Here is a 23,970-nt window from a genome sequence, read left to right on the forward strand (position 1 = left end):
AAGCCGCCCTCGGTGCGGGTGTGGTAGTGCTGCGCACCGAGGCAGGTCGGCTGACGCGGCCCTTGTAGGAGCGGCCTTGTGTCGCGATGGGGGCGCGTAGCGGCCCCCGGTTTCAGCTTCGCCGCGAATATTGCCGGGGCCGCTTTGCGGCCCTTTCGCGACACAAGGCCGCTCCTACAGGGATCGCACAGCCTTGAGGGATGGAAGTTCACAGCCCGGCGATATGCGTGATGTCCTGCCGGTGCGCCTCCAGGTACGGCAACACCGCCCCCAGCAGCGGCGCCTTGAACGGCTCCTGGAAGCGATGCGCCAACCCCGGTATCAAGCGCAGCTGGCTGCCCTGGATATGCGCCGCCAGGTGCACGCCGTGCATCACCGGCAGCAACGGGTCGGCCGTGCCATGCACCACCAGGGCCGGCACCCGCAACTGGTCAAGCAACTCGACCCGGCTCGGCTCGGCCAGTATCGCCATGATCTGGCGCTTGGCCCCGTCAGGGTTGAACGCGCGGTCGTAGGCCACCGCCGCCTGCTGCAGCAAGGCGGCACGGTCGTCCGGTACCTCGGGGCTGCCCAGCGCGGCCAGCAGGTCGGCCTGTTGCTCGATGGCCACCTCGCGGTTCGCTGCGCTGCGCCGGGCCAATAGCTGCACCAGCGCCGGGGCCGGCGCCGGCAAACCCGCCGCCCCTGAACTGGACATGACCAGCGTCAGGCTGCGCACACGCCCTGGCGCCATGGCCGCCAGGTGCTGGGCGATCATGCCGCCCATGCTCACCCCCAGCACATGGAACTGGCGCACCCCCAGCGCGTCCATCAGGCGCAAGCCGTCGCCCGCCATGTCGGTCAGGGTATAGGGCGCAGCCACCGGCAGCCCCAACTTGTAGCGCAGCAGTTCGACCGTCAGGTTGGCCGACGGTGGCAGTTGGTTCCAGCGCGACAGGCCGACATCGCGGTTGTCGTAGCGAATCACCCGAAAGCCCTGGCGGCATAGCGCCTCGACCACGTCGTCCGGCCAATGGATAAGCTGCCCGCCCAGGCCCATGACCAGCAACAGGACCGGGTCGCGCGGCGCGCCGACGCTCTGGTAGACCAGGCTCACCGCCCCCAGTTCGGCGCGCTGTACCGGCGCCTGGGCGTCACAGCGCTGCTCGGCGAATCCCGCAGGTACGCTGAGTACGAAGAAAACAAAAAGCCAAAATGCCCGCATGAAAGAAACACCAGAATGCAGATCCCCAGTAGAGCGCGATTCTGATGAATTCTGTTCGGGCGCGCTGCCACAGTCCGGTTACAGTTTGATGACGCCCGCCAGGCGGTGTGACCAAACGCCCAGTCGACAGCGGTTGCAACATGAGGGAAACTCAACTCATTCCCTGTTTCCCCCAGATTGAACCCCCGGAGTCGCTGTGCTGGAGATCCGCCACCTGAAAACCCTTCATGCCCTGCGCGAGGCCGACAGCCTGGTGGAGGCCGCCGAACGCCTGCATCTGACGCAGTCCGCTCTTTCGCACCAGTTCAAGGAACTGGAAGAGCGCCTGGGCATGCCGCTGTTCGTGCGCAAGACCAAGCCGATTCGCTTCACCAGCGCCGGGCTACGCCTGCTGCAACTGGCCGATGCCACCCTGCCGCTGCTGCGCAGCGCCGAACGTGACATCGCCCGCCTGGCCGGTGGCACCGCCGGGCGCCTGCACATGGCCATCGAATGCCACAGCTGCTTCCAGTGGCTGATGCCGACCATCGACCAGTTCCGGGATGCCTGGCCGGAAGTGGAACTGGACCTCGCCTCCGGCTTTGCCTTTGCCCCGCTGCCAGCCTTGGCCCGTGGTGACCTCGACCTGGTGGTGACCTCCGATCCGGTGGACCTGGCGGGCATCACCTACGTGCCGCTGTTCACCTACGAGGCGATGCTGGCGGTGGCCAACCAGCACCCGTTGGCCAGCAAGCCCTACATCGTGCCGCAGGACCTGCTCGACCAGACATTGATCACCTACCCGGTAGAACGTGACCGCCTGGATATCTTTACCCGTTTCCTGGAGCCCGCCGACATCGAGCCGGCCGCCGTACGCACTTCGGAACTGACGGTGATGATGATGCAACTGGTGGCCAGCGGCCGTGGTGTGTGCGGCATGCCACACTGGGCGCTGCATGAATACAGCTCGCGCGGCTACGTCAAGGGCAAGCGCCTGGGCGAGAAAGGCCTGTTCGCCACGCTTTATGCCGCAGTGCGCACCGATATGCTGGATGCGCCGTACATGCGCGACTTCCTGTTGACGGCCAAGGACACCTCGTTCGCCACCCTCGATGGGGTCAGCGCGGTGCGCTGAGCGCCTGGTAGTACAACGGCAGGATCAGGTCGCGGGTCAAGGGTGCCAAGTGCATGGCGGGCGTCTGCTCGGCGCTCAGCCATACCACCTCCTCGATTTCCGCAGCCGGGGCCACGGCTGCAACGCAGTCGACACGGAACAGTTCGGCCTGCACCTGAAAGCCCGGCTCATTGGCGGCCGGGGCGCTGAATTGGCCCAGGTGCACTGCCTGGGCCGGGTCGACACGCAGGCCGAGCTCCTCATCCAGCTCGCGCACCAACGCCTCGACCGGGGTTTCGCCAGCATCGATCTTGCCACCGGGCTGCATGAACGCCTGGGTACCACGCTTGCGCACCAGCAGGGTACGGCCCTGGGGGTCGATCAGCAGGGCCGCGGCGATGCGGATAGTGTTGGGCATGGGTTCGGCTCACTTGAATCAACAGCCGGGCAGGATCCCATGGGCTCATTGGCCTGACAAGGCCAGCCCTTGCGGCAGCCGCGAAAGGGCCGGCACAGGTGACAGACGCCCAGCCAGACGAACGGCCCCTTGCCAACCCGCCCCACACCCGCCATAACCATCCCATGAACCTGCCCGCCAAACAGCACCCGGTGCTCGAGCTGTTCCACCCCGCCGTGCGTACCTGGTTCCGTCGCCATTTCGCCACGGTAACCGACGCCCAGGCCAGTGCCTGGCCGCTGGTACACGCAGGCCAGTCGCTGCTGCTGGCGGCACCGACCGGCTCGGGCAAGACCCTCAGCGCCTTTCTGGCCGTACTCGACGAACTGTTCCGCCAAGGCCTGGAGCAGCAGGGCGAGCTGCCTGCGCAAACCCAGGTGATCTATGTTTCGCCGCTCAAGGCGCTGTCCAACGATATTCGCCTGAACCTGCAGGCGCCGCTTGAAGGCATCAGCCAGGCGTTGACCGAACAGGGCCTGAGCGCGCCACGCATCACCACGGCCGTGCGCACCGGCGACACACCACAAAAGGAACGCGCCGCCATGCGCAAGCTGGCACCGCACATCCTGGTGACCACCCCCGAATCGCTCTATGTGCTGATGGGTTCGGCTTCGGGCCGTGAAGGCCTGGCCAGTGTACACACGGTGATCGTCGATGAAATCCATGCCCTGGCCGGCAACAAGCGCGGCGCCCACCTGGCATTGACCCTGGAACGCCTGCAGGCGCTGTGCAACCAGCCGCTGCGGCGAATCGGCCTGTCGGCCACACAGCGCCCGGTAGAGCGGGTGGCGCAATTCCTGGTCGGCACCGGGCGCCCCTGCGCGATCGTCGACGTCGGCCATGCACGGCAGCGCGACCTGGCCATCGAAGTGCCACCGGTACCGCTTGGCGCAGTGATGGCCACCGATGTCTGGGGCCTGGTCTACGACCGCCTGGCCGAGTTGGCAAGGGCACACCGTACCACCCTGGTGTTCGTCAATACCCGGCGCCTGGCCGAGCGCATCACTCGCCACCTCGGTGATCGGCTGGGCAAGGAGGCGGTGGCCGCGCACCATGGCAGCCTGGCCAAGGAACTGCGCCTGGATGCCGAGCAACGCCTGAAAAACGGCCAGTTGCAGGTGCTGGTAGCCACCGCGTCACTGGAGCTGGGCATCGACATCGGCGATATCGACCTGGTCTGCCAGATAGCCTCGCCAGGTTCGATCGCCGCCTTTCTGCAGCGGGTTGGCCGCGCCGGCCACCAGGTCGACGGCGTGCCCAAGGGGCGCCTGTTCCCGACCTCGCGCGACGACCTGATCGAATGCGTAGCCCTGCTCGACTGCGTCCGCCGCGGCGAGCTGGATGAATTGCACATTCCCCGCGCGCCACTGGACGTACTGGCCCAGCAGATCGTTGCCGAGGCCAGCAACCAGGCGTGGCATGAACTGGCCCTGTACGACTGCCTGCGCCAGGCCACACCCTATGCCGAACTCGACCTGCAACACTACCAGGCCCTGTTGCGCATGCTTGCCGAAGGCTACAACGGCCGCCAGGGCGTGCGCAGTGCCTACCTGCATCGCGATGCAGTCAGCGGTACCCTGCGTGGCCGTCGTGGTAGCCAGCTGACCGCGCTGACCAGTGGCGGCACCATCCCCGACAATGCCGACTACGCCGTGTTGCTCGAGCCACAGGCGCTGAACATCGGCAGCGTCAACGAAGACTTCGCCGTGGAAAGCATCGCCGGCGATATCTTCCAGCTGGGTAACGCCTCCTATCGCATCCTGCGCGTGGAACCGGGCCGGGTGCGGGTGGAAGATGCACATGGCCTGCCGCCGACCATTCCGTTCTGGTTGGGCGAGGCGCCAGGGCGCAGCGACGAGCTGTCTGCCGCAGTGGCGCGGCTACAGGCGCAGATCGATCAGCACCTGGCGCAGGCCGGCGGCAACCTGGCCGAGGTGCTGGCGTGGTTGCAGGAAACCTTCGAACTGGGCCAGGGCAGCGCCAGCCAATTGCTGGACTACCTGGCCCGCACCCGTGAAGTGCTCGGCGCCCTGCCCTCGCAGGAAACCCTGGTGATGGAGCGCTTCTTCGATGAGTCCGGCGGCACCCAGCTGATCATCCATTCCCCCTACGGCAGCCGCATCAACCGCGCCTGGGGCCTGGCCCTGCGCAAGCGCTTCTGCCGCACCTTCAATTTCGAGTTGCAGGCAGCGGCCAGCGAGGACGCCATCGTGCTGTCGCTGTCCACCAGCCACAGTTTCGAACTGGACGAGGTATGGCGTTACCTGAACAGCCGCAGCGCCGAGCCGATCCTCGTCCAGGCGTTGCTCGATGCGCCGTTGTTCGGCGTGCGCTGGCGCTGGAACGCCAGCGTGGCCATGGCCTTGCCGCGCTTCATCGGCGGGCGCAAGGTGGCGCCACAGGTGCAGCGGATAAAAAGCGAAGACCTGGTGGCGGCGGTGTTCCCCGACCAGATCGCCTGCCTGGAAAACCTCGTCGGCGAGCGGCAGATTCCCGATCACCCACTGGTCGAACAAACCCTGGACGACTGCCTGCACGAAGCGATGGACAGCGAAGGCTGGCTGGCGCTGCTGCGGCGCATGGAAAGCGGTGCGGTGCGCCTGCTGTGCCGTGACCTGCCAGCCCCTTCACCGCTGGCGGCCGCCATTCTCAACGCCCGCCCGTATGCCTTCCTGGATGACGCGCCACTGGAAGAACGGCGCACCCAGGCGGTACTCAACCGGCGCTGGAACGACGTGCACAGCGGCGACGACCTGGGCGCGCTGGATGCCGATGCCATTGCTGCTGTCGCTGCTGAAGCCTGGCCGCAGCCAGGTAATGCCGACGAAATGCATGAAGCGTTGATGGGGCTGGGGGCCATCAGCCAGGCGGAAGTACAGGGCAATGCCTGCTGGGACATGCTGCTGCGCCAGTTGGCCGACGCCGGGCGGGCGATGTGCCTGGTGGAGGAAGGGCTGTGGCTGGCGCGTGAGCGCTTGAGCCTGTTTCAGGTGCTGTACCCCGGCGCCCGTCTGCACCCTGCGCTGCCGGTCTTGCCAGGCTTCGATCAGGCCGGCGAGGCGGATACTGCGCTGGTCGAGCTGCTGCGCGCCCGCCTCAGTGGCCATGGCCCGCTGACCCAGGCACAGATAGCCGCACCGCTGGGCAAGCCGTTAGCGGCGATCGAACAGGCGCTGGCCCGCCTGGAAGCCGAAGGCTATGTACTGCGTGGGCATTTCAGCCCCGGCGCGAGCGAGCTGCAATGGTGCGAGCGCCACTTGCTGGCGCGCATCCACCGCTACACGGTCAAACGCCTGCGCCGGGAAATCGAGCCGGTCAGCCTGCAGGACTTCATGCGTTTCCTGTTCGACTGGCAGCACCTGGCCGCTGAGCAGCGCCTGCGCGGGCCGCAAGCCGTGGCCGAGGTACTGGGCCAGTTGCAAGGCTTTCCGAGTGCTGCCGGCGCCTGGGAAGCCGAGCTGCTGCCGGCACGCATCAAGGACTACAGCCCGCACTGGCTCGACGATGCCTGTCGCAGCGGGCAGTTTGCCTGGAGCCGCCTGGCCACCACGGTGTCGAGCAGTACCTTGTCCAGCACACCGCTGGTGCTGCTACCGCGCGAACACCTGCATGTGTGGCGCAGCCTTGCCCCGGTGCCCGCGCTGGACAGCCTCGGCCCGCGGGCACAGCGCGTGCACGAGGTGCTGCAGGCACAGGGCGCGCTGTTCTTCGACGAACTGACCCACGCCCACCTGCTGCCCAGCGAACTGGAAACGGCCTTGCAAGAATTGGTGGGCGCCGGCCTTGTGGGGGCCGACAGTTTCGCCGGCCTGCGCAGCCTGATCACCCCGGCGGCGAAACGTACCTCCCGCAACAGCCGACGTGGCCACCCGCCGCTGGCCAGCAGCATGGCCCATGCCGGGCGCTGGGCCCTGTTGCGCCGGGGTGCGGTGGACGACAGCCAGCGCCTGGAGCACATCGCCCGGGCCCTGCTGAGACGCTATGGCGTGGTCTGCTGGCGGCTGCTTGAGCGCGAAAGTGACGTGCTGCCGCCGTGGCGCGAGCTGCTGCGCTGCTACCACCAGCTGGAGGCGCGCGGCGAGATTCGTGGCGGGCGCTTCATTGCCGGGCTGGCGGGTGAACAATTCGCCTTGCCGGAAGCGGTGGGCCTGCTGCGGCAAGTACGGCGGCGTGAGCGAGACGGCGCGCTGGTGGCAGTGAGTGCCAGTGACCCATTGAACCTGATCGGGTCGTTGCTGCCGGGAGCGAAGGTGCCGGCGGTCACTGGCAACCGCCTGTTGTATCGCGATGGGGTAGCGGTGGCGGTGCGGGTGGCCGGACGCTATTCGTTCCTGGTCGAAGCGCCGGCCCAGGAGCAGCAAGGCTGGCGGCAGAAATTGCTGCGCGACACACCGTGAGCGCCGTTTGTTGCATTGCCCTTATCGCTGGCAAGCCAGCACATGGGCGAGACCGCAGCCTGCGGGGTAGCCTGGGCGAACAATGTGGCGCGGGCTTTGCCCCTCGTGAACTGTTCTTTCAGCACCCACGTGTCAGGCAAGCGCTGCTCGGCCCCTTGGGCTGTCTTGACATCTATCCACCAGATTCTCCCGGAACTGGAAACCAGCTTGCTCAAGTCAGGAACCAAGATCTGCTCTGATTGGGGATAGAACAATGATTTCCAGCCAAAGCTGGACGCGTGCGTCCCCGAGTTGTCGCCGCGCTTTCCTTCATCAAAAATGAGCACCTCGCTTGCAGTCTTGTTGTAGTAATGGACAGTCAGGTACCAGAACGAGTTACCCACCACAATGACGTCACCGGCTTGCCACTGTCGCTGAAGTTGTTCGAGCACTGCATCCAGCCGAATACCACGCCAGTCCGGGGTTCCGTTGAGGTTGTTCTGTTCGGTGTACAGGCGATGCAAACCTGCCCCTTGCCAGATCAAGCAGACCAGAAGCGCCAGCACCCACAAACGTGTCTGCGCAAGTAGCCGCCCAATCGTCAGGGCCAACAGAACCGGCATTCCATTACCGGCGAAGGACAAATAGCGAATCACGTATACCGAGACATTGAACGAGCCCAGCCATACCAACAGCAGCGGTACGTAACTCACGGCGAAGATCAATGCAGCAGGTTTCATCGGATAGGGGTCGCGTGTCACAGCGAAAAGTGACGCGGCCAGTATCAACAGAGGAACAAGCCAGAACATCCCACGCACAAAGTCCTGCCCCGCGCCCAATGCAAAAAACAGCCAAAGTGTCGAGGGCAGTGTCTGCAACGTGACCTCAGGTATCCAGACGACCCAGTAGGCATTGGTGTGCCCGAATTGCCCCCAGAGGCTCGGCAACCAAGGCAGGAAACCCAGGGCGATCGACACGTTGCACAGCCACCATGCACGTGAGCGAATCAGTTGCAGGCCCTGCGAGCGAGCGCAAGACAGCACATACAACCAGTGCGAAGCCACTGCGAATATCGAAAAATAGTGGCTATACAAGGCTGCCGTCACCAACAAGCCATACCCAACCAGAAAGCGGTGACGGTCCGGACGCATGGCCCAACGCATCAGCATCAGCGTTGCGGCGAGCAGCAAGAAACCGGTGAGCGCGTACATGCGTGCTTCCTGGCTGTAACGCACCGCAACCGGAAGCAGAGCCAGTAAAAGGCCTGAAATCAGCGCAACCTTGCGATCGGCCAGCAGAGACGCCATTCGGATTGCGACGATTACACTGAGGCAGCCGAAAAGCACGCTCATCCCACGGACAGCCAGCACACTGTCGCCGAACGCCTGCATCCAGTAATGCAGCAAGAGGTAATACAACGGCGGATGCACGTCCCGGGCGGTATGCCAGATGATCTGTTCGAGCGGCATGGCCGCCAAGGTCACGGAATAGGCCTCGTCCAACCACAGTACAGGTTGTGTTACCTGATAAAGACGCGCGATGCATGCCAGGCTGACGACGCCCAGACACGCCAGCAGCCAGCTGCTGCGAGTAGTTTTGGTCATGGTCAACGCTCTGCTGTGAAGGGGTCTGACGCCAACCTGGCACCGGCCAGTAATGCAATCGAGTGTGCCGCGCCGAAGCGGCGAAGGCAGACTCATGGCGCCGCGGGCGCACGGCAACGGCAGGCTTGGTATATCAATTCCCCTTGCATACCGGCCGCTCCTGTTGCGTTCTACGGCGACCCGCCACGGCGCGGATAACGTAGCGCGGCCGATGCTTGGACTCCATGTAGATGCGCCCGATGTACTCACCCAACACGCCGATGCCGATCAGTTGTACGCCGCCGAGGAAAAGAATGGCAGTCATCGATGATGGGTATCCCGGCACGGGGCTGCCAAACAGCCAGTTTTCCAGCACCTGGTATGCCGCCGAAGCCAGCGCAAGCAATGCAACCATCCCCCCGACATAAGTCCACAGTCGCAATGGCACGGTACTGAACGAGGTAATCCCGTCCAGCGCCAGATTCCACAGTTTCCAACCATTGAAACGGCTTTTCCCTTCCGTTCGCGAACAACGTTCGTACTCGACCACTGCGGTGCTGAACCCAGGCCAGGACAACACGCCTTTCATGAATAGTTGCTGCTCGGGCATCGACCTGATCACGTCCACGACTTTACGGTCGAGCAAGCGAAAGTCACCGACATTTTCCTCGATGCGAATCTGCGATATGCGGTTCAGCAGGAAGTGGAAAATCGCTGCGGTAAAACGCTTCAAGTAGCTGTCGCACGAGCGGTCACGGCGTTTGGCAAGTACCACATCGAAGCCTGCCCGCCATTGTTCGATCAGCTGTGGAATGACTTCGATCGGATCCTGCAAGTCGACGTCGATTGGAATGACGGCATCGCCATTGGCTTGATCCAGCCCGGCGAACAGCGCGGCTTCCTTGCCGAAGTTGCGTGACAAGTCGATCAGTGAAACATCAGGGTCACCCGCGATCAGTTGGCGAATCTGCCGTTCGGTCCCGTCCTGGCTGCCATCATTGATGAAAACCAGTTCGACCTGATCGGCTTCATTGGCCAGCGCCTGGCGAACGGCGTCATAGAACGGCCTGATCGCCTTTTCTTCATTGAATACCGGCACGATCAGCGAAATATCCATCCGCGCTTTTCCCTGAAGACCCATCGCGAGAACAGGAAGCCCAGCACCAGGCTGAGCAAAGAGAACAGCATGACCGTAACCATTGGCTGCCAGCCGAGACGATCGCCGAGATAGCCCAACGACACGCTGAGGCTGCCCATCCCTGCCACGAACCACAGGTAGCGCGACAGTGACAGGGGTACCCGGAAGGTGAACCTGGCATTGGCCAGAAACGAAAATGACAGCGCCACGGTGAAGGCGACCAGGTTGCTCACGGCCTGATCGCCGCCAAGCGCCAGCATGCTGATGAACACTGCTGCATGGATAGCGGTGTTGCACACGCCCACCAGCAGGTACTTGAAAAACGCAGCCATGGCTCAGGCCTTCACGTTTGGACTGAAGGCCAACTTAGATGAAGCCAGAACGGCGCACTACTGACAAAAATGCCAGTTGACGCAGCGAGTCAACGCACGCTGACGTCGCCTGGCAAGCTGGTGACCAACGTGCCTGGCACGCGGGCAACCCCTCGTGCCAGGCGTTGTCGTGTGAGCGGGACGTCGTTGTCAGGCAGCAGTGGCTGCTGCTTGCTTGTCACGCGGAGCCAGGCGGAACGTGTAATACAGCACCGTCAGCAGGACCAGGAACGCCGGGCCGATATACAGCGCCACGCGGGTATCTTCGAAGTACGCCATCAGGCCGACCACCAGCACCAGGAAGGCCAGCGCCAGGTAGGAGCTCAGCGGCCACAGCCACATGCGGTACTTCAGTGCCTTGCGTTCGGCGCTGCTGAGGCCGGCGCGGAACTTCAGTTGCGCGAGGAGGATCATCACCCAGGTCCAGATTGCGCCGAAGGTGGCGATCGAAGTGACCCAGACAAAGACCTTCTCCGGCACCAGATAGTTGGCCAGCACGCCCAGCAGCAGCGCGCCGATCGACAGCAGCAGCGCATTGCGCGGCACGCCGTTCTTCGAGGTGCGGGCGAAGGCTGCCGGGGCCTGGCCGTTCTGTGCCAGGCTGTAGAGCATGCGCCCGGTGCTGAAGATGCCGCCGTTGCACGAGGACAGCGCGGCGGTAATCACCACGAAGTTGATGATGCCGGCGGCGGTCTTGATACCGAGGCGCTCGAAGGTCATTACGAACGGGCTGCCCTGGCTGCCGATTTCGTTCCAGGGGTAGATCGACAGGATCACGAACAGCGCACCGACGTAGAACAGCAGGATGCGCCAGAACACCGAGCCGATGGCGTGCGGAATAGTCTTCTGCGGGTTGCGTGCTTCACCCGCGGTCAAGCCGATCATTTCCACGCCCAGGTAGGCGAACATTACCATCTGCAGCGACATCAGCACGCCAGTGACGCCGTTGGGCATGAAGCCGCCGTTGCTCCACAGGTTGGAGATACCCACCGCTACGCCGTCATTGCCCAGGCCGAAGGCAATGATGCCAATGCCACCAAGGACCATGGCGATGATGGTGACGATCTTGATCAGGGCGAACCAGAACTCGAACTCACCGAACGCCTTCACCGCCACCAGGTTGACCGCGCCCATGCTGCCCAGTGCCGCCAGGGCCCAGATCCAGCGCGGTACGTCGGGGAACCAGATGCCCATGTAGATGGCTACCGCGGTAATCTCCGCAACACAGGTCACCAGCCACAGGAACCAGTAGTTCCAGCCGGTCAGGAAGCCCGCCAGCGGGCCGAGGTAGTCTTGGGCGTAGCGGCTGAACGAGCCAGCGACAGGATTGTGCACGGCCATTTCGCCAAGGGCGCGCATGATCACCAGGATGGCCAGGCCACCGATGATGTAGGACAGCATGATGGCCGGGCCGGCCATTTCGATGGCCTTGGCCGAACCGAGGAAAAGACCGACACCGATACAGGCGCCCAGCGCCATCAGGCGGATATGTCGTTCGCCCAGTTCACGCTTGAGCGGGCCGCCTTCAATGGCCTGGCCGTGGGCAGGATGGTTGCCGACTGGCATAGCAATACAACCTCGTTTTGTTATTGGATTTGACCTTCGTGCAGCATCGGCCAGGCCGATAGACCTGGCGTCGGCTTGCCGAACTGGCCTCGTGGGCCGGTCCGAGCGCCGGAATAGAGCGTCCGGCTGGGCGAAGGGGCAAGCAGTATAGGAACACCGTTGCAGGGATTGTCGCTGTATATAGCGGAATAATCAGCGAGTTTTCCGGGCCTACGCAGCGGCCGTGAAAACCGCAGCGGCACCATAGCAACATCGCCGGACGAAGAAACCCACACCAAAGCCGCATAGCCCCGCGGCACTTTTCTCGGCTCCCTACAAATTTTTCACCTGCCCCGCTCAACGTCTAAGCTTCAGACAAGCAAGACGAAAATACTTGGCCGGATAGAAGACTATGGGCGCACTGTGGCAATCGGAACCAACCAGAACGGAAGCACCCGACCTACCTCCGGCCGAGACGCCACAACCCGAATCACCCCGTCAACGTCGGCTGTGGTGGCGGCTGATCATCCTCATCCTGCTGGTGGCGCTGGTGGCCATCGGCTTCGCTGCGTATGACGAGTTCCGCACCTCCAACCTGCAATCGCGGGAATTCAGCAAGCTGGCCACCACCCTCACCTACTCGCTGCAGCCAGGCCCCAGCGATGCCATCATCTACCCCGGTGAGGGGCCGTTCGACAAACGCCTGGGCTACAGCGCCCTGGGTGAATTCCTGCCGCGCCTGCTCAAGCGCGACTACCTGATCAGCGAGCAGGTGCGCTTCTCGCCGGCGCTGATGAATTATGTCGAGCATGGGCTGTTTGCCCCCTACATCGAGAAAATCCAGGCGGGGCTGTCGATTACCGACTGCCGCGGCGACATGCTGTACCAGTACAAGTACCCGCAACACCTGTATCCGGACTTCGCATCGATCCCGCCAGTGATGGTCAACAGCCTGTTGTTCATCGAGAACCGCGACCTGCTCGACACCAAGGACCCACGCAACAACCCGGCCGTGGACTGGCCGCGCTTCGCCAAGGCGGCCTACAGCCAGGTGGCCAAGTACCTGGCCCTGCCCGGCCAGTCTGCGGGCGGCAGTACCCTGGCCACGCAGCTGGAAAAGTACCGGCATTCACCGGATGGCCTGACGGTGTCGGGCGCCGAAAAGATCCGCCAGATGATTTCTGCCAGCGTGCGCGCCTACCAGGGCGGCCCCGACACCACCGAGGCACGCCAGCGTATCGTGCGTGACTACCTCAACAGCGTGCCGCTGTCGGCCGTGCCCGGGCATGGCGAGGTGCACGGCATGGCCGAAGGCCTGCGGGTTTGGTACGGCGCCGATTTCGACCAGGTCAACCAGGCCCTGACCGCCACCGCCAGCGACCCCGAAAGCATGGCCACGCGCGGCCTGGCCCTGCGCCAGGTGCTGTCACTGATGATTGCCCAGCGTCGCCCCTCGCACTACCTGTCCAAGGGGCGGGTCGAACTGGCGGAGCTGACCGATGCGCACATTCGCGTGCTGGCCGCCAACAAGGTCATCGAGCAGCCGCTGGCCAACGCCGCGCTGGCCAGCAAGGCGGTGTACCGCGACTGGGTGGCGCAACCGACCATCGTGCCGATCGTCACCAACAAGGGCATCAGCCTGGCGCGCAACCGCCTGGCGGCGATGCTCAACCGCCCGCTGTACGACCTCGACCGCCTCGACCTGTCGGCCACCAGCACCCTGCAGGCCGACCTCCAGGTGCAAGTCAGCCAGTACCTGAAAAACCTTGCCGACCCGGCGTTCGCTGCGCAAATGGGCCTGATCGGCGAGCGCTTGCTGACGGCCAAGACCACCGACCAGGTGAGCTACAGCTTTACCTTGTTCGAGCGCACCGCCGATGGCTCGCGGGTACGCGTGCAAACCGACAGCACCGACCAGCCCTTCGACATCAACGAAGGCAGCAAGCTGGAGCTGGGCTCCACCGCCAAACTGCGGGTGCTCACCACCTACCTGGAAATCATCGCCGAGCTGCACGACAAATATGCCGGCAAGCCTGCCGCCGAGCTGAAGAAAGTCGAAGTCGCCGAACTCGACCGCATCACCCAATGGTCGCTGGAATGGCTTGCGCAGAACAGCAAGAACCAGAGCCTTGACGCCATGCTCGATGCCGCGCTGGAGCGCAAGTATTCGGCCAACACCGGCGAGGCCTTCTTCACCGGCGGCGGCATGCATGTGTTCAACAACTTCCGCAAGGAGGACAACAACCGCAACCCAACCCTCAAGGACGCCTTGCGAGAGTCGATCAACCTGCCGTTCATCCGCCTGATGCGCGACCTGGTGCGCTACGTCACCTACCAGCAGCCGTACAACCGCCTGCCGTTGCTCAAGGACGACAGCGACCCGCGCCGCCAGGAATACCTGGCCCGCTTCGCCGACAAGGAAGGCACCAACTACCTGATGCGCTTCTGGAAGAAATACCAGCGCAAGACCTCGCAGCAGCGCCTGGACACCTTCCTTGACAGCATGCGCGTGACCCCGCAACGGCTGGCGGCGGTGCACCGCTACCTGTTCCCCGAGGCCGGGCAGGAAACCTTCAACGCCTTCGTCCGCGCCCACCTCAAGGGTGACAAGGTTGCCCTGGGCAAACTGACCGACGGCCGGCTGTCGGAGATGTACGACGCCTACGGGCCCGGCAAGTACGACCTGCCGGACCAGGGCTACATCGCCAAGGTCCACCCGCTGGACCTGTGGCTGCTCGGTTACCTGCTGAAGAACCCCAGCTCGACCTTGAGCGAAATGGTCAACGCCAGCCGCTTCGAACGCCAGGAGGTATACGGCTGGTTGTTCAAGAGCCGCCACCAGGGCGCGCGGGACAGCCGCATTCGTACCATGGTCGAGATCGAAGCGTTCCTCGACATTCACCAGCGTTGGAAGCGTGTGGGCTATCCATTCGACCACCTGGTGCCCTCGCTGGCCACCGCCATCGGTAGCTCGGGCGACCGCCCCGCCGCCCTCTCGGAACTGGTTGGGATCATCCAGAACGACGGCGTGCGCCTGCCGACCTTGCGCATCGACACCCTGCATTTCGCCGCCAACACGCCGTACGAGACCAAACTGGTCAGCGACCCGGACCGCGGCGTGCGGATTCTGCCGGTCGAGGTGGCACGTGCACTCAAGGGCGCCATGTCGCAAGTGGTGGATGCGGGCACTGCGCGGCGTATTTCCGGCAGTTTCAAGCTGCAGGATGGCACGCCACTGGTCATGGGCGGCAAGACCGGTACCGGCGACAACCGCATCGAAAGCTTCGGCGCCGGTGGCCGCCTGATCGGCTCACGCTCGTTGAACCGTACCGCTACCTTCGTGTTCTTCCTGGGTGACAACCACTTCGGCACCTTGACCGCGTTCGTACCTGGGCGCTCGGCGGAAGCCTTCACCTTCACCTCGGCGCTACCGGTGCAAGTGCTCAAGGGCATGGCCCCGATCCTCATGCCCTACCTGCAACCGGGCAATCCGAATGAGTGCAAACCGCCACAGATGGCGGCGCAGGCCGGTAAATCGATAGAGGACCCATCAAAAAACTAGATGATAATCACCTGCAATTGTGGACTTGTCTTTAGATATATCTTGAGTAATATCTTACGATATATCGCAAACGACGGAGACTTGTCCCCATGCGCGAACATCCCCCCCACGACCCCTTCGAGCGGCGCCCTGGCCGTGGCGAACGCGGCCCACGCGTATTCGCCCCCGGCGACCTCAAGCTGCTGATGCTGGCTTTGCTCGCCGAACAACCCGGCCATGGCTACGACCTGATCCGCCAGATCGAGAACCTGTTCGACGGCAGCTACAGCCCCAGCCCCGGGGTTATCTACCCCACGCTGAATTTCCTCGAAGAGGCTGAACTGATCAGCGGCCAGGCGCAGGGCAGCAAACGCCTCTATGTCATCACCGATGCCGGCCGCACCGCCCTGGCCGAACAGGCCGTCGCCCTGGACGGCGTGCGCATGCGCATCGAGGTCAGCAAACGGGCCCTGCGCGGCCACGACCGCCCGCCAGAAATCCATGAAGCGGTCGGCAACTTGCGCCACGCACTGCACATGCACAGTGGCCGCTGGACCCCGGAAGAAATCGAGCGGGTCCGCGATCTGCTCAATCATGCCGCCAAGGCCATCGCTTCCGGGCCGACCGAGCCCGTCAGGGAGACACCCCATGAATGACACCATTCACCGCGTCAACCATGAGATCCGCCAACGCCGCCTGCAGGTGGTGCGGGTCACCGAGCTGACCCCGCGCATGCGCCGCATCACCTTGGGCGGGGCCGAGCTGCAAGGTTTCACCAGTGTGGGCAGCGACGACCATATCAAGCTGTTATTCGCTGAAACGCCCGAGCAGCAGCAGACCCTCGAGACCGGCAACCTGGGCAAAGACGGGGGCGCACGGCCGACCATGCGCGAGTACACGCCACGGCGCGTCGACCTGGTGGCCAACGAACTGGACATCGATTTCGTATTGCACGGCGATGGCCCTGCCTCCACCTGGGCTGCACAGGCCACACCTGGGCAAACCCTGCACATCGCCGGGCCGCGGGCGTCGATGGTAGTACCGGATATCTTCGACAGCTACGTGCTGATCGGCGACGAAACCGCCATCCCGGCCATTGGCCGCCGGTTGGAGGAATTACCCCCAGGCCGCCAGGTGCTGGCGATCATCCAGATCGAAGACGAACAGGAACGCCAGCCGCTGCCGAGCAAGGCACAGGTGGAGGTGATCTGGGTACGTCGGCACCAGGAAGACCTGCTGGCCCTGGTGCAGAACCTGAGCTTGCCGCAAGGCCGCCTGTACGGCTGGGTGGCACTGGAAAAAGCCCTCACCCGCCAGGCCAAGGCGCTGTTGCTGGAAAAGGGGCTGCCGGAAAATGCGCTGAAAGCCGCAGCCTACTGGCGTGCCGATGGGACTGCGGACTCGTAGGAGCGGCCGTGTGTCGCGAAAGGGGTCGCAAAGCGGCCCTCGGCAACATCAACGGCGAAGTTGGAGACAGGGGCCGCTATGCGCCCCATCGCGACACGAGGCCGCTCCTACAATTGAACACGTAAACGTCTCGTAGCCCACCTATCCAGCCCCAGCAGCACCAGCCCGATCCCCCAGAATCCCGCCAGCACCCCCAGGGCATTACGCAACACTTGCGCGTATCCCAGGCTTGCCACGTCGATGAATGGGTAGGCATACACACCAATCTCGCTGCCCCGCCATAGCGCATAGGCGAAATACACCATCGGGTACAGCGCCCACGCCGGCAGGTGCCATAGCCGCAGCGTACCCTTGGGCGTTTCGACCCACCAGTACAAGGCAAACAGCACCGGCATGACATCGTGCAGCAACTCGTCCGCCAGCCACTGCCAGCCCTGCGGTTGCCACAGATGGCGCAGTAACACACTGTAGGCCAGCGCCACCAGCACGATGCTGGTGGCCACCGCCGAACTTACTGACGGCGAGAGAAAGAAGCGCTTGCCAGCCCCGTCCCGACCAAACGCCGCATAACTCAGCACCGTCGCCGCCAGGGTATTGGTCAATACGGTAAAGTAGCTGAATACGTTGATCAGGCCGCCAATCAGGCTGGCCTGTTCCTGCCAACGCGCCAGCAGTACCAGGTACACCTGCACGGTCAGGCCGAACCAGCCCAGCACGGCGATGCCGGTCAACCAGGGACGGCGGGGCATCTCAGGCGTTGCGCTGCAGTTTCACGTACAGCTGCTCCACCTTTTCCCGCGCCCATGGCGTCTTGCGCAGGAAGGTCAGGCTCGACTTGATGCTCGGGTTGCTCTTGAAACAACGCACATCGACGCGCTCGGCCAGGCCCTGCCATTGGTAGTGCGCCACCAGTTCAGTGAGGATCTGCTCAAGGGTCTTGCCGTGCAGCGCGTTGTGTTGGGCCGTGCTCATGCCAGTGCTCCGTAGGAAAGATGCGCACCTTACACGAGTGTAGCGGTGGGTGGGATCAGCCGTATCAACAGATAAACCGCTGGCCAGGCAGGCAAACTTTGTGCTGGAATGAATATGTTATGTTGTAACATTACATGAGCACCTGCCAAGGAACGCCCCATCCCCATGCTGTACACACCGCTTCGCCTCTCGCCCCTTGCCGTCGCACTCTGGCTGACCGCCTCGCCCAGCCAGGCCGTGGAACTCGAACCTCAGGTCATCACCGCCAATCCACTGGGTAACCGCCAGCTGGCGACTCCCACTACCGTGCTGGAAGGCGACGACCTGCTGCAACAGCAGCACGGCAGCCTCGGCGAAACCCTGAACAAACAGCCCGGTGTCGCCTCTACCTGGTTTGGCCCAGGCGCCAGCCGCCCGATCATCCGTGGCCTGGATGGCGATCGCATTCGCATCCTGCGCAATGGCGTCGGCGCCCTGGATGCTTCGTCGCTGTCCTACGACCATGCCGTGCCGCTGGACCCGGTCACCGTCGACCGGGTCGAGATCGTTCGCGGTCCGGCCGCCCTGCTCTACGGGGGTAACGCAATCGGCGGCGTGGTCAACACGTTCGACAATCGCATTCCGGACGCTCCCATCGACGGCATCCATGGTGCCGGTGAACTGCGTTACGGCGGCGCCGACACCACCCGCAGCAGCGCCGGCAAACTGGAGACTGGCAACGGTGCCTTCGCCCTGCACCTGGATGCCAACAGCCGCCAGTTCAACGACCTGCGAATCCCTGGTTATGCCCGCAGTGCCAAGGTCCGCGACGCCGACGAGCCGGGCAGCAAGCACCGCCTGGAAAACAGCGACGGTCGCCAGGAGGGCGGTGCGCTGGGCGGGGCCTACCATTGGCAACACGGTTACACCGGCCTGTCGTACAGCCGCTACGACAGCAACTATGGCTCCGTGGCCGAGCCCGGCGTGCGCCTGGACATGAAGCAGGACCATTACGCCTTCGCTTCTGAATTGCGTGACCTGGACGGCCCGTTTACTTCAGTCAAGGTCGATGCCGGCTACACCGATTACGAGCACCGGGAAATTGAACAAGGCGAAGTTCATACCACCTTCAGGAACAAGGGCTATGAGGCCCGCGTCGAAGCCCGTCACCAGCCGCTCGGGCCAGTGGAAGGCGTGATCGGCGCACAGCTCAGCCGCAACCAGTTCTCGGCCCTGGGTGAGGAGGCCTTCGTCCCGCACACCGACACCGACAGCCTGGCGCTGTTCATGCTGGAGCAGTGGCAAGCGACCGAGCGCCTGAACCTGAGCCTGGGTGCACGCCTGGAACATACCCGCGTGGACCCGGACGGCAAGGGCAACGAAAACTTCGCCGAGGCCGACAGCGCCAGCAGCTTCAACGCGTTCAGCCTGTCTTCAGGGGCGGTGTACCAGCTCGACCCGGTCTGGTCGCTGGCCGCCAGCCTTGGCTACACCGAGCGTGCCCCGACCTTCTACGAGCTGTATGCCAATGGCGCCCACGTGGCCACCGGTGCCTTTGAAGTCGGCGATGCCGGCCTGAACAAGGAAAAGGCCATCTCCACAGACCTGGCACTGCGCTTCGACAATGGTACCCACAAGGGTAGCGTCGGGGTGTTCTACAGCCACTTCCGCAACTATATCGGCCTGATCGGCACCGGTAACCTGCGCGAGGGCGGGCATGACCACGATCATGACGAGGATGGCCACGACCACGATCATGACCACGACGGTTTCCCGGAATACCAGTACCAGGGCGTACGCGCACGCTTCTATGGCATCGAAGCCCAGGACCGCTGGCAGCTGGTAGAAAACCGTTACGGCAGCTTCGCCCTGGAACTGTCGGGCGACTACACACGGGCGAAAAACCTCGACAGTGGCGAGCCGCTGCCACGCATCGCCCCGCTGCGCCTGAACAGCGGCCTGGTCTGGGAACTGGATCGCTGGCAGGCGCGGGTCGATGTACAGCACGCTGCCGCGCAGCACCGCAAGCCGGCCAACGAAACCAGCACCGATGGCTACACCACGTTAGGGGCGAGCGTCGGTTACCGCTTCGACATTGGCCAGAGCCAGTGGCTGGCGTTCGTACGCGGCGAGAACCTGACCGACCAGACCGTGCGCTATGCCAGCTCGATCCTGCGCGATATCGCACCGGCACCTGGGCGTAGCGTGGAAGTCGGGCTGCGTACCAGCTTCTGAAATAGCGGGGGCGCGTTGCGCCCCGATCGCCAGCAAGCCAGCGTTTGGCTGTAGAGCAGCCGCCTGAGCAGCTAATTGTTACCTGTTGGAGAATAATCCACTGCGACAATTTGTCTTTTTTTCTTGCAACTTCCCCTATATCCTCCGCGCCGCAAGCTGAAACGCTTCATTGAACCAATCCTGTCGCCATTTCCATCGAGGGCCCCTGCCCTTCGATGCGCTTGCCGTTTATTCAATAATCAGAAGATAGCGCTATCTCATGTTGCAACTGCCCAAAACCTGTTACATCGGCCTTGCCCTCAGCGCCCTGGCGACCCCCGCCGGCGCCAGTCAAATGTTCGCCAGCGACTCCCCATGGATGCTCGGCGATTGGGGCGGCACCCGCAGCGAACTGCTGGACAAAGGCTACGACTTCACCCTCGGCTACACCGGCGAGATGGGCAGCAACCTGCACGGCGGCTACGACCACGATCGCACCGCACGCTATAGCGACCAGTTCACCTTCGGCAGCCACCTGGACCTGGAGAAGATCCTTGGCTGGCACGACAGCGAATTCCAGCTGACCATTACCGAGCGCCACGGCGACAACATCAGCAACGACCGCATCAACGACCCGCGCGTCGGCGGTTTCACCTCGGCCCAGGAGGTCTGGGGCCGTGGCGAAACCTGGCGGCTGACCCAGATGTGGATCAAGCAGAAATACTTCGACGGCGCGCTGGACGTTAAATTCGGCCGTTTCGGCGAAGGCGAGGACTTCAACAGCTTCCCCTGCGACTTCCAGAACCTGGCCTTCTGCGGTTCGCAGGTGGGCAACTGGGTCGGTGGCATCTGGTACAACTGGCCGGTCAGCCAGTGGGCGCTGCGCGTGCGCTACAACCTCAGCGACGCCCTCTATGCCCAGGTCGGGGTGTTCGAGCAGAACCCCTCCAACCTCGAATCGGGCAACGGCTTCAAGCTCAGCGGTAGCGGCACCCAGGGTGCGGTGATGCCGATCGAACTGGTGTGGAGCCCACGGGTCAATGGCCTTAAAGGGGAATATCGCGCCGGCTACTACTACAGTAATGCCAAGGCACAGGATGTTCTCAAGGACAACAACGGCCAGCCGGCAGCGCTCAGCGGCGCCGCCTACCGCAGCAGCTCGAGCAAGCACGGCGTGTGGCTCGGTGCGCAGCAGCAGGTGACTTCGCTGGCGTCCGACCAGTCGCGTGGCCTGAGCCTGTTCGCCAATGCCACGGTTCACGACAAGAAGACCAATGCCATCGACAACTATGTGCAGGCTGGACTGGTATTCAAAGGGCCCTTCGACGCCCGCGCCAAGGACGACATCGGTTTCGCCCTCGCGCGCGTGCACGTCAACCCGGGCTACCGCAAGAACGCCCGCCTGGCCAACCAGGCCGCCGGCCTCGATGACTACGACAACTCCGGTTTCCTGCCGGTACAGGACACCGAGTACAGCGCCGAACTGTACTACGGCATCCACCTGGCCGACTGGCTCACGGTACGCCCCAACCTGCAGTACATCCGCCACCCGGGCGGGGTGTCGCAGGTCGATGACGCACTGGTCGGCGGCCTGAAGATCCAGAGCAGTTTCTAACCCCTTTTTTGACCTGACGGAGAACCTGAGATGAGCACTGAAGGTGCCAACACTGGAAGCCGCTGGCTACCGCGCCTGATGGGCGCGCTGCTGTTGCTGATGGGCCTGGCCCTGCTGGCCGGCGGCATCAAGCTGAGCCAGCTGGGCGGATCGCTGTACTACCTGATCGCCGGTATCGGCTTTGCCCTGGCGGGCATCCTGCTGCTGGCCCAGCGCCGCATCGCCCTGGGTCTGTACGGCCTGGTACTGCTGGGCAGCACCGTGTGGGCCCTGCTCGAAGTGGGCCTGGACTGGTGGCAATTGGTGCCGCGTCTGGCCATCTGGTTTGCCATCGGCGTAGTGCTGCTGCTGCCATGGGCACGACGCCCGCTGATCGGCCCGGCCAGCAAGGCCAACACCGCGCTGCTCAGCGTTGCGGTGGTCGCTTCCGGCGCTTGCGCCCTGGCCAGCCAGTTCACCCACCCGGGTGAGGTGTTCGGCGAACTGGGCCGCGACAGCAGCGAAATGGCCAGCGCCGCACCAGCGATGCCCGACGGCGAATGGCAAGCCTATGGCCGTACCGAGCATGGCGACCGTTATTCGCCGCTGCGCCAGATCACCCCGCAGAACGCCTACCGCCTGGAAGAGGCCTGGCGCATTCGCACCGGTGACCTGCCAACCGAAAACGACCCGGTGGAGCTGACCAACCAGAACACCCCGCTGAAGGTCAACGGCATGCTCTACGCCTGCACCGCGCACAGCCGCCTGCTGGCCCTGGACCCGGACACCGGCGCGGAAATCTGGCGCTACGACCCGCAGGTGAAGAGCCCGGTCGGCACCTTCAAGGGCTTTGCCCACATGACCTGCCGTGGCGTTTCGTACTATGACGAAAACCGCTATGTCAGCCGCGACGGCAGCCCGGCGCCGAAGATCTCCGACGCCGGCCAGGCCGTGGCCCAGGCCTGCCCACGCCGCCTGTACCTGCCCACCGCCGACGCCCGCCTGATTGCCATCAACGCCGACAACGGCAAGGTCTGTGAAGGCTTCGCCAACCAGGGCGCGATCGACCTGACCACCGGCATCGGCCCGTTCACCGCTGGCGGTTACTACTCCACTTCGCCGGCCGCAGTCACCCGCGACCTGGTAATCATCGGTGGCCACGTCACCGACAACGAGTCGACCAACGAGCCGTCCGGCGTGATCCGCGCCTACGATGTGCATGATGGCCACCTGGTGTGGAACTGGGACAGCAACAACCCGGACGACACCCAACCACTGGCCCCCGGCAAGCTGTACAGCCGCAATTCGGCGAACATGTGGTCGATTGCCAGCGTCGACGAAGACCTCGGCATGATCTACCTGCCGCTGGGCAACCAGACCCCGGACCAGTGGGGCGCCAACCGCACCCCGGGCGCCGAGAAGTACAGCGCCGGCGTGGTCGCCCTGGACCTGGCCACCGGCAAGGCTCGCTGGAACTACCAGTTCACCCATCACGACCTGTGGGACATGGACGTCGGTAGCCAGCCGACCCTGGTTCACCTGAAGACCGATGACGGCGTGAAACCGGCGATCATCGTGCCGACCAAACAAGGCAGCCTGTACGTGCTCGACCGTCGCGACGGTACGCCGATCGTGCCGATCCGTGAAATCCCCACCCCGCAGGGCGCGGTCAAGGGCGACCACACCTCGCCGACCCAGGCCCGCTCCGACCTCAACCTGCTCGGCCCTGAGCTGACCGAGCAGGCGATGTGGGGCGCCACGCCGTTCGACCAGATGCTGTGCCGCATCCAGTTCCGCGAGCTGCGTTACGAAGGCCAGTACACCCCGCCGTCCGAGCAAGGGTCGCTGGTCTATCCCGGTAACGTCGGCGTGTTCAACTGGGGCAGCGTGTCGGTCGACCCGGTACGCCAGCTGCTGTTCACCTCGCCCAACTACATGGCCTTCGTGTCGAAGATGGTCCCGCGTGAGCAAGTGGCCGCAGGCAGCAAGCGCGAAAGCGAGACCAGCGGCGTGCAGCCGAACACCGGCGCCCCTTACGCAGTGATCATGCACCCGTTCATGTCGCCGTTGGGCGTACCGTGCCAGGCTCCGGCCTGGGGCTATGTCGCCGCGATCGACCTGTTCACCAACAAGGTGGTGTGGAAGCACAAGAACGGCACCACCCGCGACAGCACCCCGGTACCGATCGGCCTGCCGGTGGGCGTGCCGAGCATGGGCGGCTCGATCGTCACCGCCGGTGGCGTCGGCTTCCTCAGCGGTACCCTCGACCAGTACCTGCGCGCCTATGACGTGAACAACGGCAAGGAGCTGTGGAAAGCCCGCCTGCCAGCGGGTGGCCAGGCCACGCCGATGACCTACACCGGCAAGGATGGCAAGCAGTACGTGCTGGTGACCGCTGGCGGGCATGGCTCGCTGGGCACCCGCATGGGCGATTACATCATCGCTTACAAACTCGCCGACTAAGCTTCCAAGCGGCAAGCGACGAACGAAAGCGGG

At 64.0% G+C, this 23,970-nt stretch carries 16 protein-coding genes; 8 read left to right on the forward strand and 8 right to left on the reverse strand.

Annotated features, from left to right (window positions below):
• Positions 1–208 precede the first annotated feature (208 nt).
• Complete coding sequence (locus ACJA3S_RS20235; RefSeq protein ID WP_406819767.1) at positions 209–1,204, reverse strand: alpha/beta fold hydrolase; 996 nt, start codon at positions 1,202–1,204, stop codon at positions 209–211.
• 196 nt (positions 1,205–1,400) lie between these two features.
• On the opposite strand from ACJA3S_RS20235, the gene metR reads away from it, so the two are divergent.
• Entirely contained in the window at positions 1,401–2,318 is a 918-nt protein-coding gene (gene metR / locus ACJA3S_RS20240) for a transcriptional regulator MetR (protein ID WP_170031974.1), read from the forward strand.
• Here the strand turns inward: metR and ACJA3S_RS20245 are convergent.
• Entirely contained in the window at positions 2,302–2,715 is a 414-nt protein-coding gene (locus ACJA3S_RS20245) for an NUDIX domain-containing protein (RefSeq protein WP_406819768.1), read from the reverse strand. The genes metR and ACJA3S_RS20245 overlap by 17 nt on opposite strands.
• Before the next feature lie 164 nt (positions 2,716–2,879).
• Between ACJA3S_RS20245 and ACJA3S_RS20250 the strand changes: the two genes are divergently transcribed.
• Positions 2,880–7,151 (forward strand): DEAD/DEAH box helicase, encoded by a 4,272-nt coding sequence (locus tag ACJA3S_RS20250; protein WP_406819769.1) that lies wholly within the window; start codon positions 2,880–2,882, stop codon positions 7,149–7,151.
• On the opposite strand, the gene ACJA3S_RS20255 is transcribed toward ACJA3S_RS20250, so the two are convergent.
• From ACJA3S_RS20255 to ACJA3S_RS20270, 4 genes are all read right to left on the reverse strand, one after another.
• Positions 7,076–8,734: a glycosyltransferase family 39 protein gene (locus ACJA3S_RS20255; protein WP_406819770.1), complete on the reverse strand. Its 1,659-nt coding sequence runs from the start codon at positions 8,732–8,734 to the stop codon at positions 7,076–7,078. The two genes, ACJA3S_RS20250 and ACJA3S_RS20255, sit on opposite strands and share 76 nt — an antisense overlap.
• A gap of 133 nt (positions 8,735–8,867) precedes the next feature.
• The gene (locus ACJA3S_RS20260) at positions 8,868–9,830 is read right to left on the reverse strand and encodes a glycosyltransferase family 2 protein (RefSeq protein WP_406819771.1); all 963 of its coding nucleotides are present in this window, start codon (positions 9,828–9,830) and stop codon (positions 8,868–8,870) included.
• Entirely contained in the window at positions 9,815–10,183 is a 369-nt protein-coding gene (locus ACJA3S_RS20265; protein WP_406819772.1) for a GtrA family protein, read from the reverse strand. The genes ACJA3S_RS20260 and ACJA3S_RS20265 overlap by 16 nt, the downstream gene beginning before the upstream one ends.
• Positions 10,184–10,372: 189 nt before the next feature.
• Positions 10,373–11,788 (reverse strand): amino acid permease, encoded by a 1,416-nt coding sequence (locus ACJA3S_RS20270; RefSeq protein WP_406819773.1) that lies wholly within the window; start codon positions 11,786–11,788, stop codon positions 10,373–10,375.
• 391 nt (positions 11,789–12,179) lie between these two features.
• Between ACJA3S_RS20270 and ACJA3S_RS20275 the strand changes: the two genes are divergently transcribed.
• The 3 genes from ACJA3S_RS20275 to ACJA3S_RS20285 all read left to right on the forward strand — a co-directional run bounded on the left by ACJA3S_RS20275 (position 12,180) and on the right by ACJA3S_RS20285 (position 16,715).
• Positions 12,180–15,329 carry a transglycosylase domain-containing protein gene (locus ACJA3S_RS20275; RefSeq protein ID WP_406819774.1) on the forward strand — a complete coding sequence of 1,050 codons (3,150 nt, stop codon included), beginning with the start codon at positions 12,180–12,182 and terminating at the stop codon, positions 15,327–15,329.
• 89 nt (positions 15,330–15,418) lie between these two features.
• On the forward strand, positions 15,419–15,964 hold the full coding sequence (locus tag ACJA3S_RS20280; RefSeq protein WP_406819776.1) for a PadR family transcriptional regulator: 546 nt from the start codon (positions 15,419–15,421) through the stop codon (positions 15,962–15,964).
• Positions 15,957–16,715 (forward strand): siderophore-interacting protein, encoded by a 759-nt coding sequence (locus tag ACJA3S_RS20285; RefSeq protein ID WP_406819777.1) that lies wholly within the window; start codon positions 15,957–15,959, stop codon positions 16,713–16,715. Before ACJA3S_RS20280 ends, ACJA3S_RS20285 begins: the two co-directional genes overlap by 8 nt.
• A gap of 107 nt (positions 16,716–16,822) precedes the next feature.
• On the opposite strand, the gene ACJA3S_RS20290 is transcribed toward ACJA3S_RS20285, so the two are convergent.
• Both ACJA3S_RS20290 and ACJA3S_RS20295 read right to left on the reverse strand, forming a co-directional pair.
• Positions 16,823–17,464, reverse strand: a complete 642-nt coding sequence (locus ACJA3S_RS20290) for a Pr6Pr family membrane protein (RefSeq protein WP_406819778.1) — start codon at positions 17,462–17,464, stop codon at positions 16,823–16,825.
• 1 nt (position 17,465) lies between these two features.
• The gene (locus ACJA3S_RS20295) at positions 17,466–17,687 is read right to left on the reverse strand and encodes a VF530 family DNA-binding protein (protein WP_133332077.1); all 222 of its coding nucleotides are present in this window, start codon (positions 17,685–17,687) and stop codon (positions 17,466–17,468) included.
• Positions 17,688–17,852: 165 nt separating this feature from the next.
• On the opposite strand from ACJA3S_RS20295, the gene ACJA3S_RS20300 reads away from it, so the two are divergent.
• The 3 genes from ACJA3S_RS20300 (at position 17,853) to ACJA3S_RS20310 (ending at position 23,937) form a co-directional block, all read left to right on the forward strand.
• A complete protein-coding gene (locus tag ACJA3S_RS20300) occupies positions 17,853–19,901 on the forward strand; it encodes a TonB-dependent receptor (RefSeq protein WP_406819779.1) in 2,049 nt (682 codons plus the stop codon).
• Between the two features lie 259 nt (positions 19,902–20,160).
• The gene (locus ACJA3S_RS20305; RefSeq protein WP_406819780.1) at positions 20,161–21,495 is read left to right on the forward strand and encodes a carbohydrate porin; all 1,335 of its coding nucleotides are present in this window, start codon (positions 20,161–20,163) and stop codon (positions 21,493–21,495) included.
• A gap of 30 nt (positions 21,496–21,525) precedes the next feature.
• Complete coding sequence (locus ACJA3S_RS20310) at positions 21,526–23,937, forward strand: glucose/quinate/shikimate family membrane-bound PQQ-dependent dehydrogenase (protein WP_406819781.1); 2,412 nt, start codon at positions 21,526–21,528, stop codon at positions 23,935–23,937.
• Positions 23,938–23,970 lie beyond the last annotated feature (33 nt).

Source organism: Pseudomonas sp. KnCO4 (assembly GCF_045344305.1).
Classification (GTDB): Bacteria; Pseudomonadota; Gammaproteobacteria; order Pseudomonadales; family Pseudomonadaceae; genus Aquipseudomonas; species Aquipseudomonas anuradhapurensis.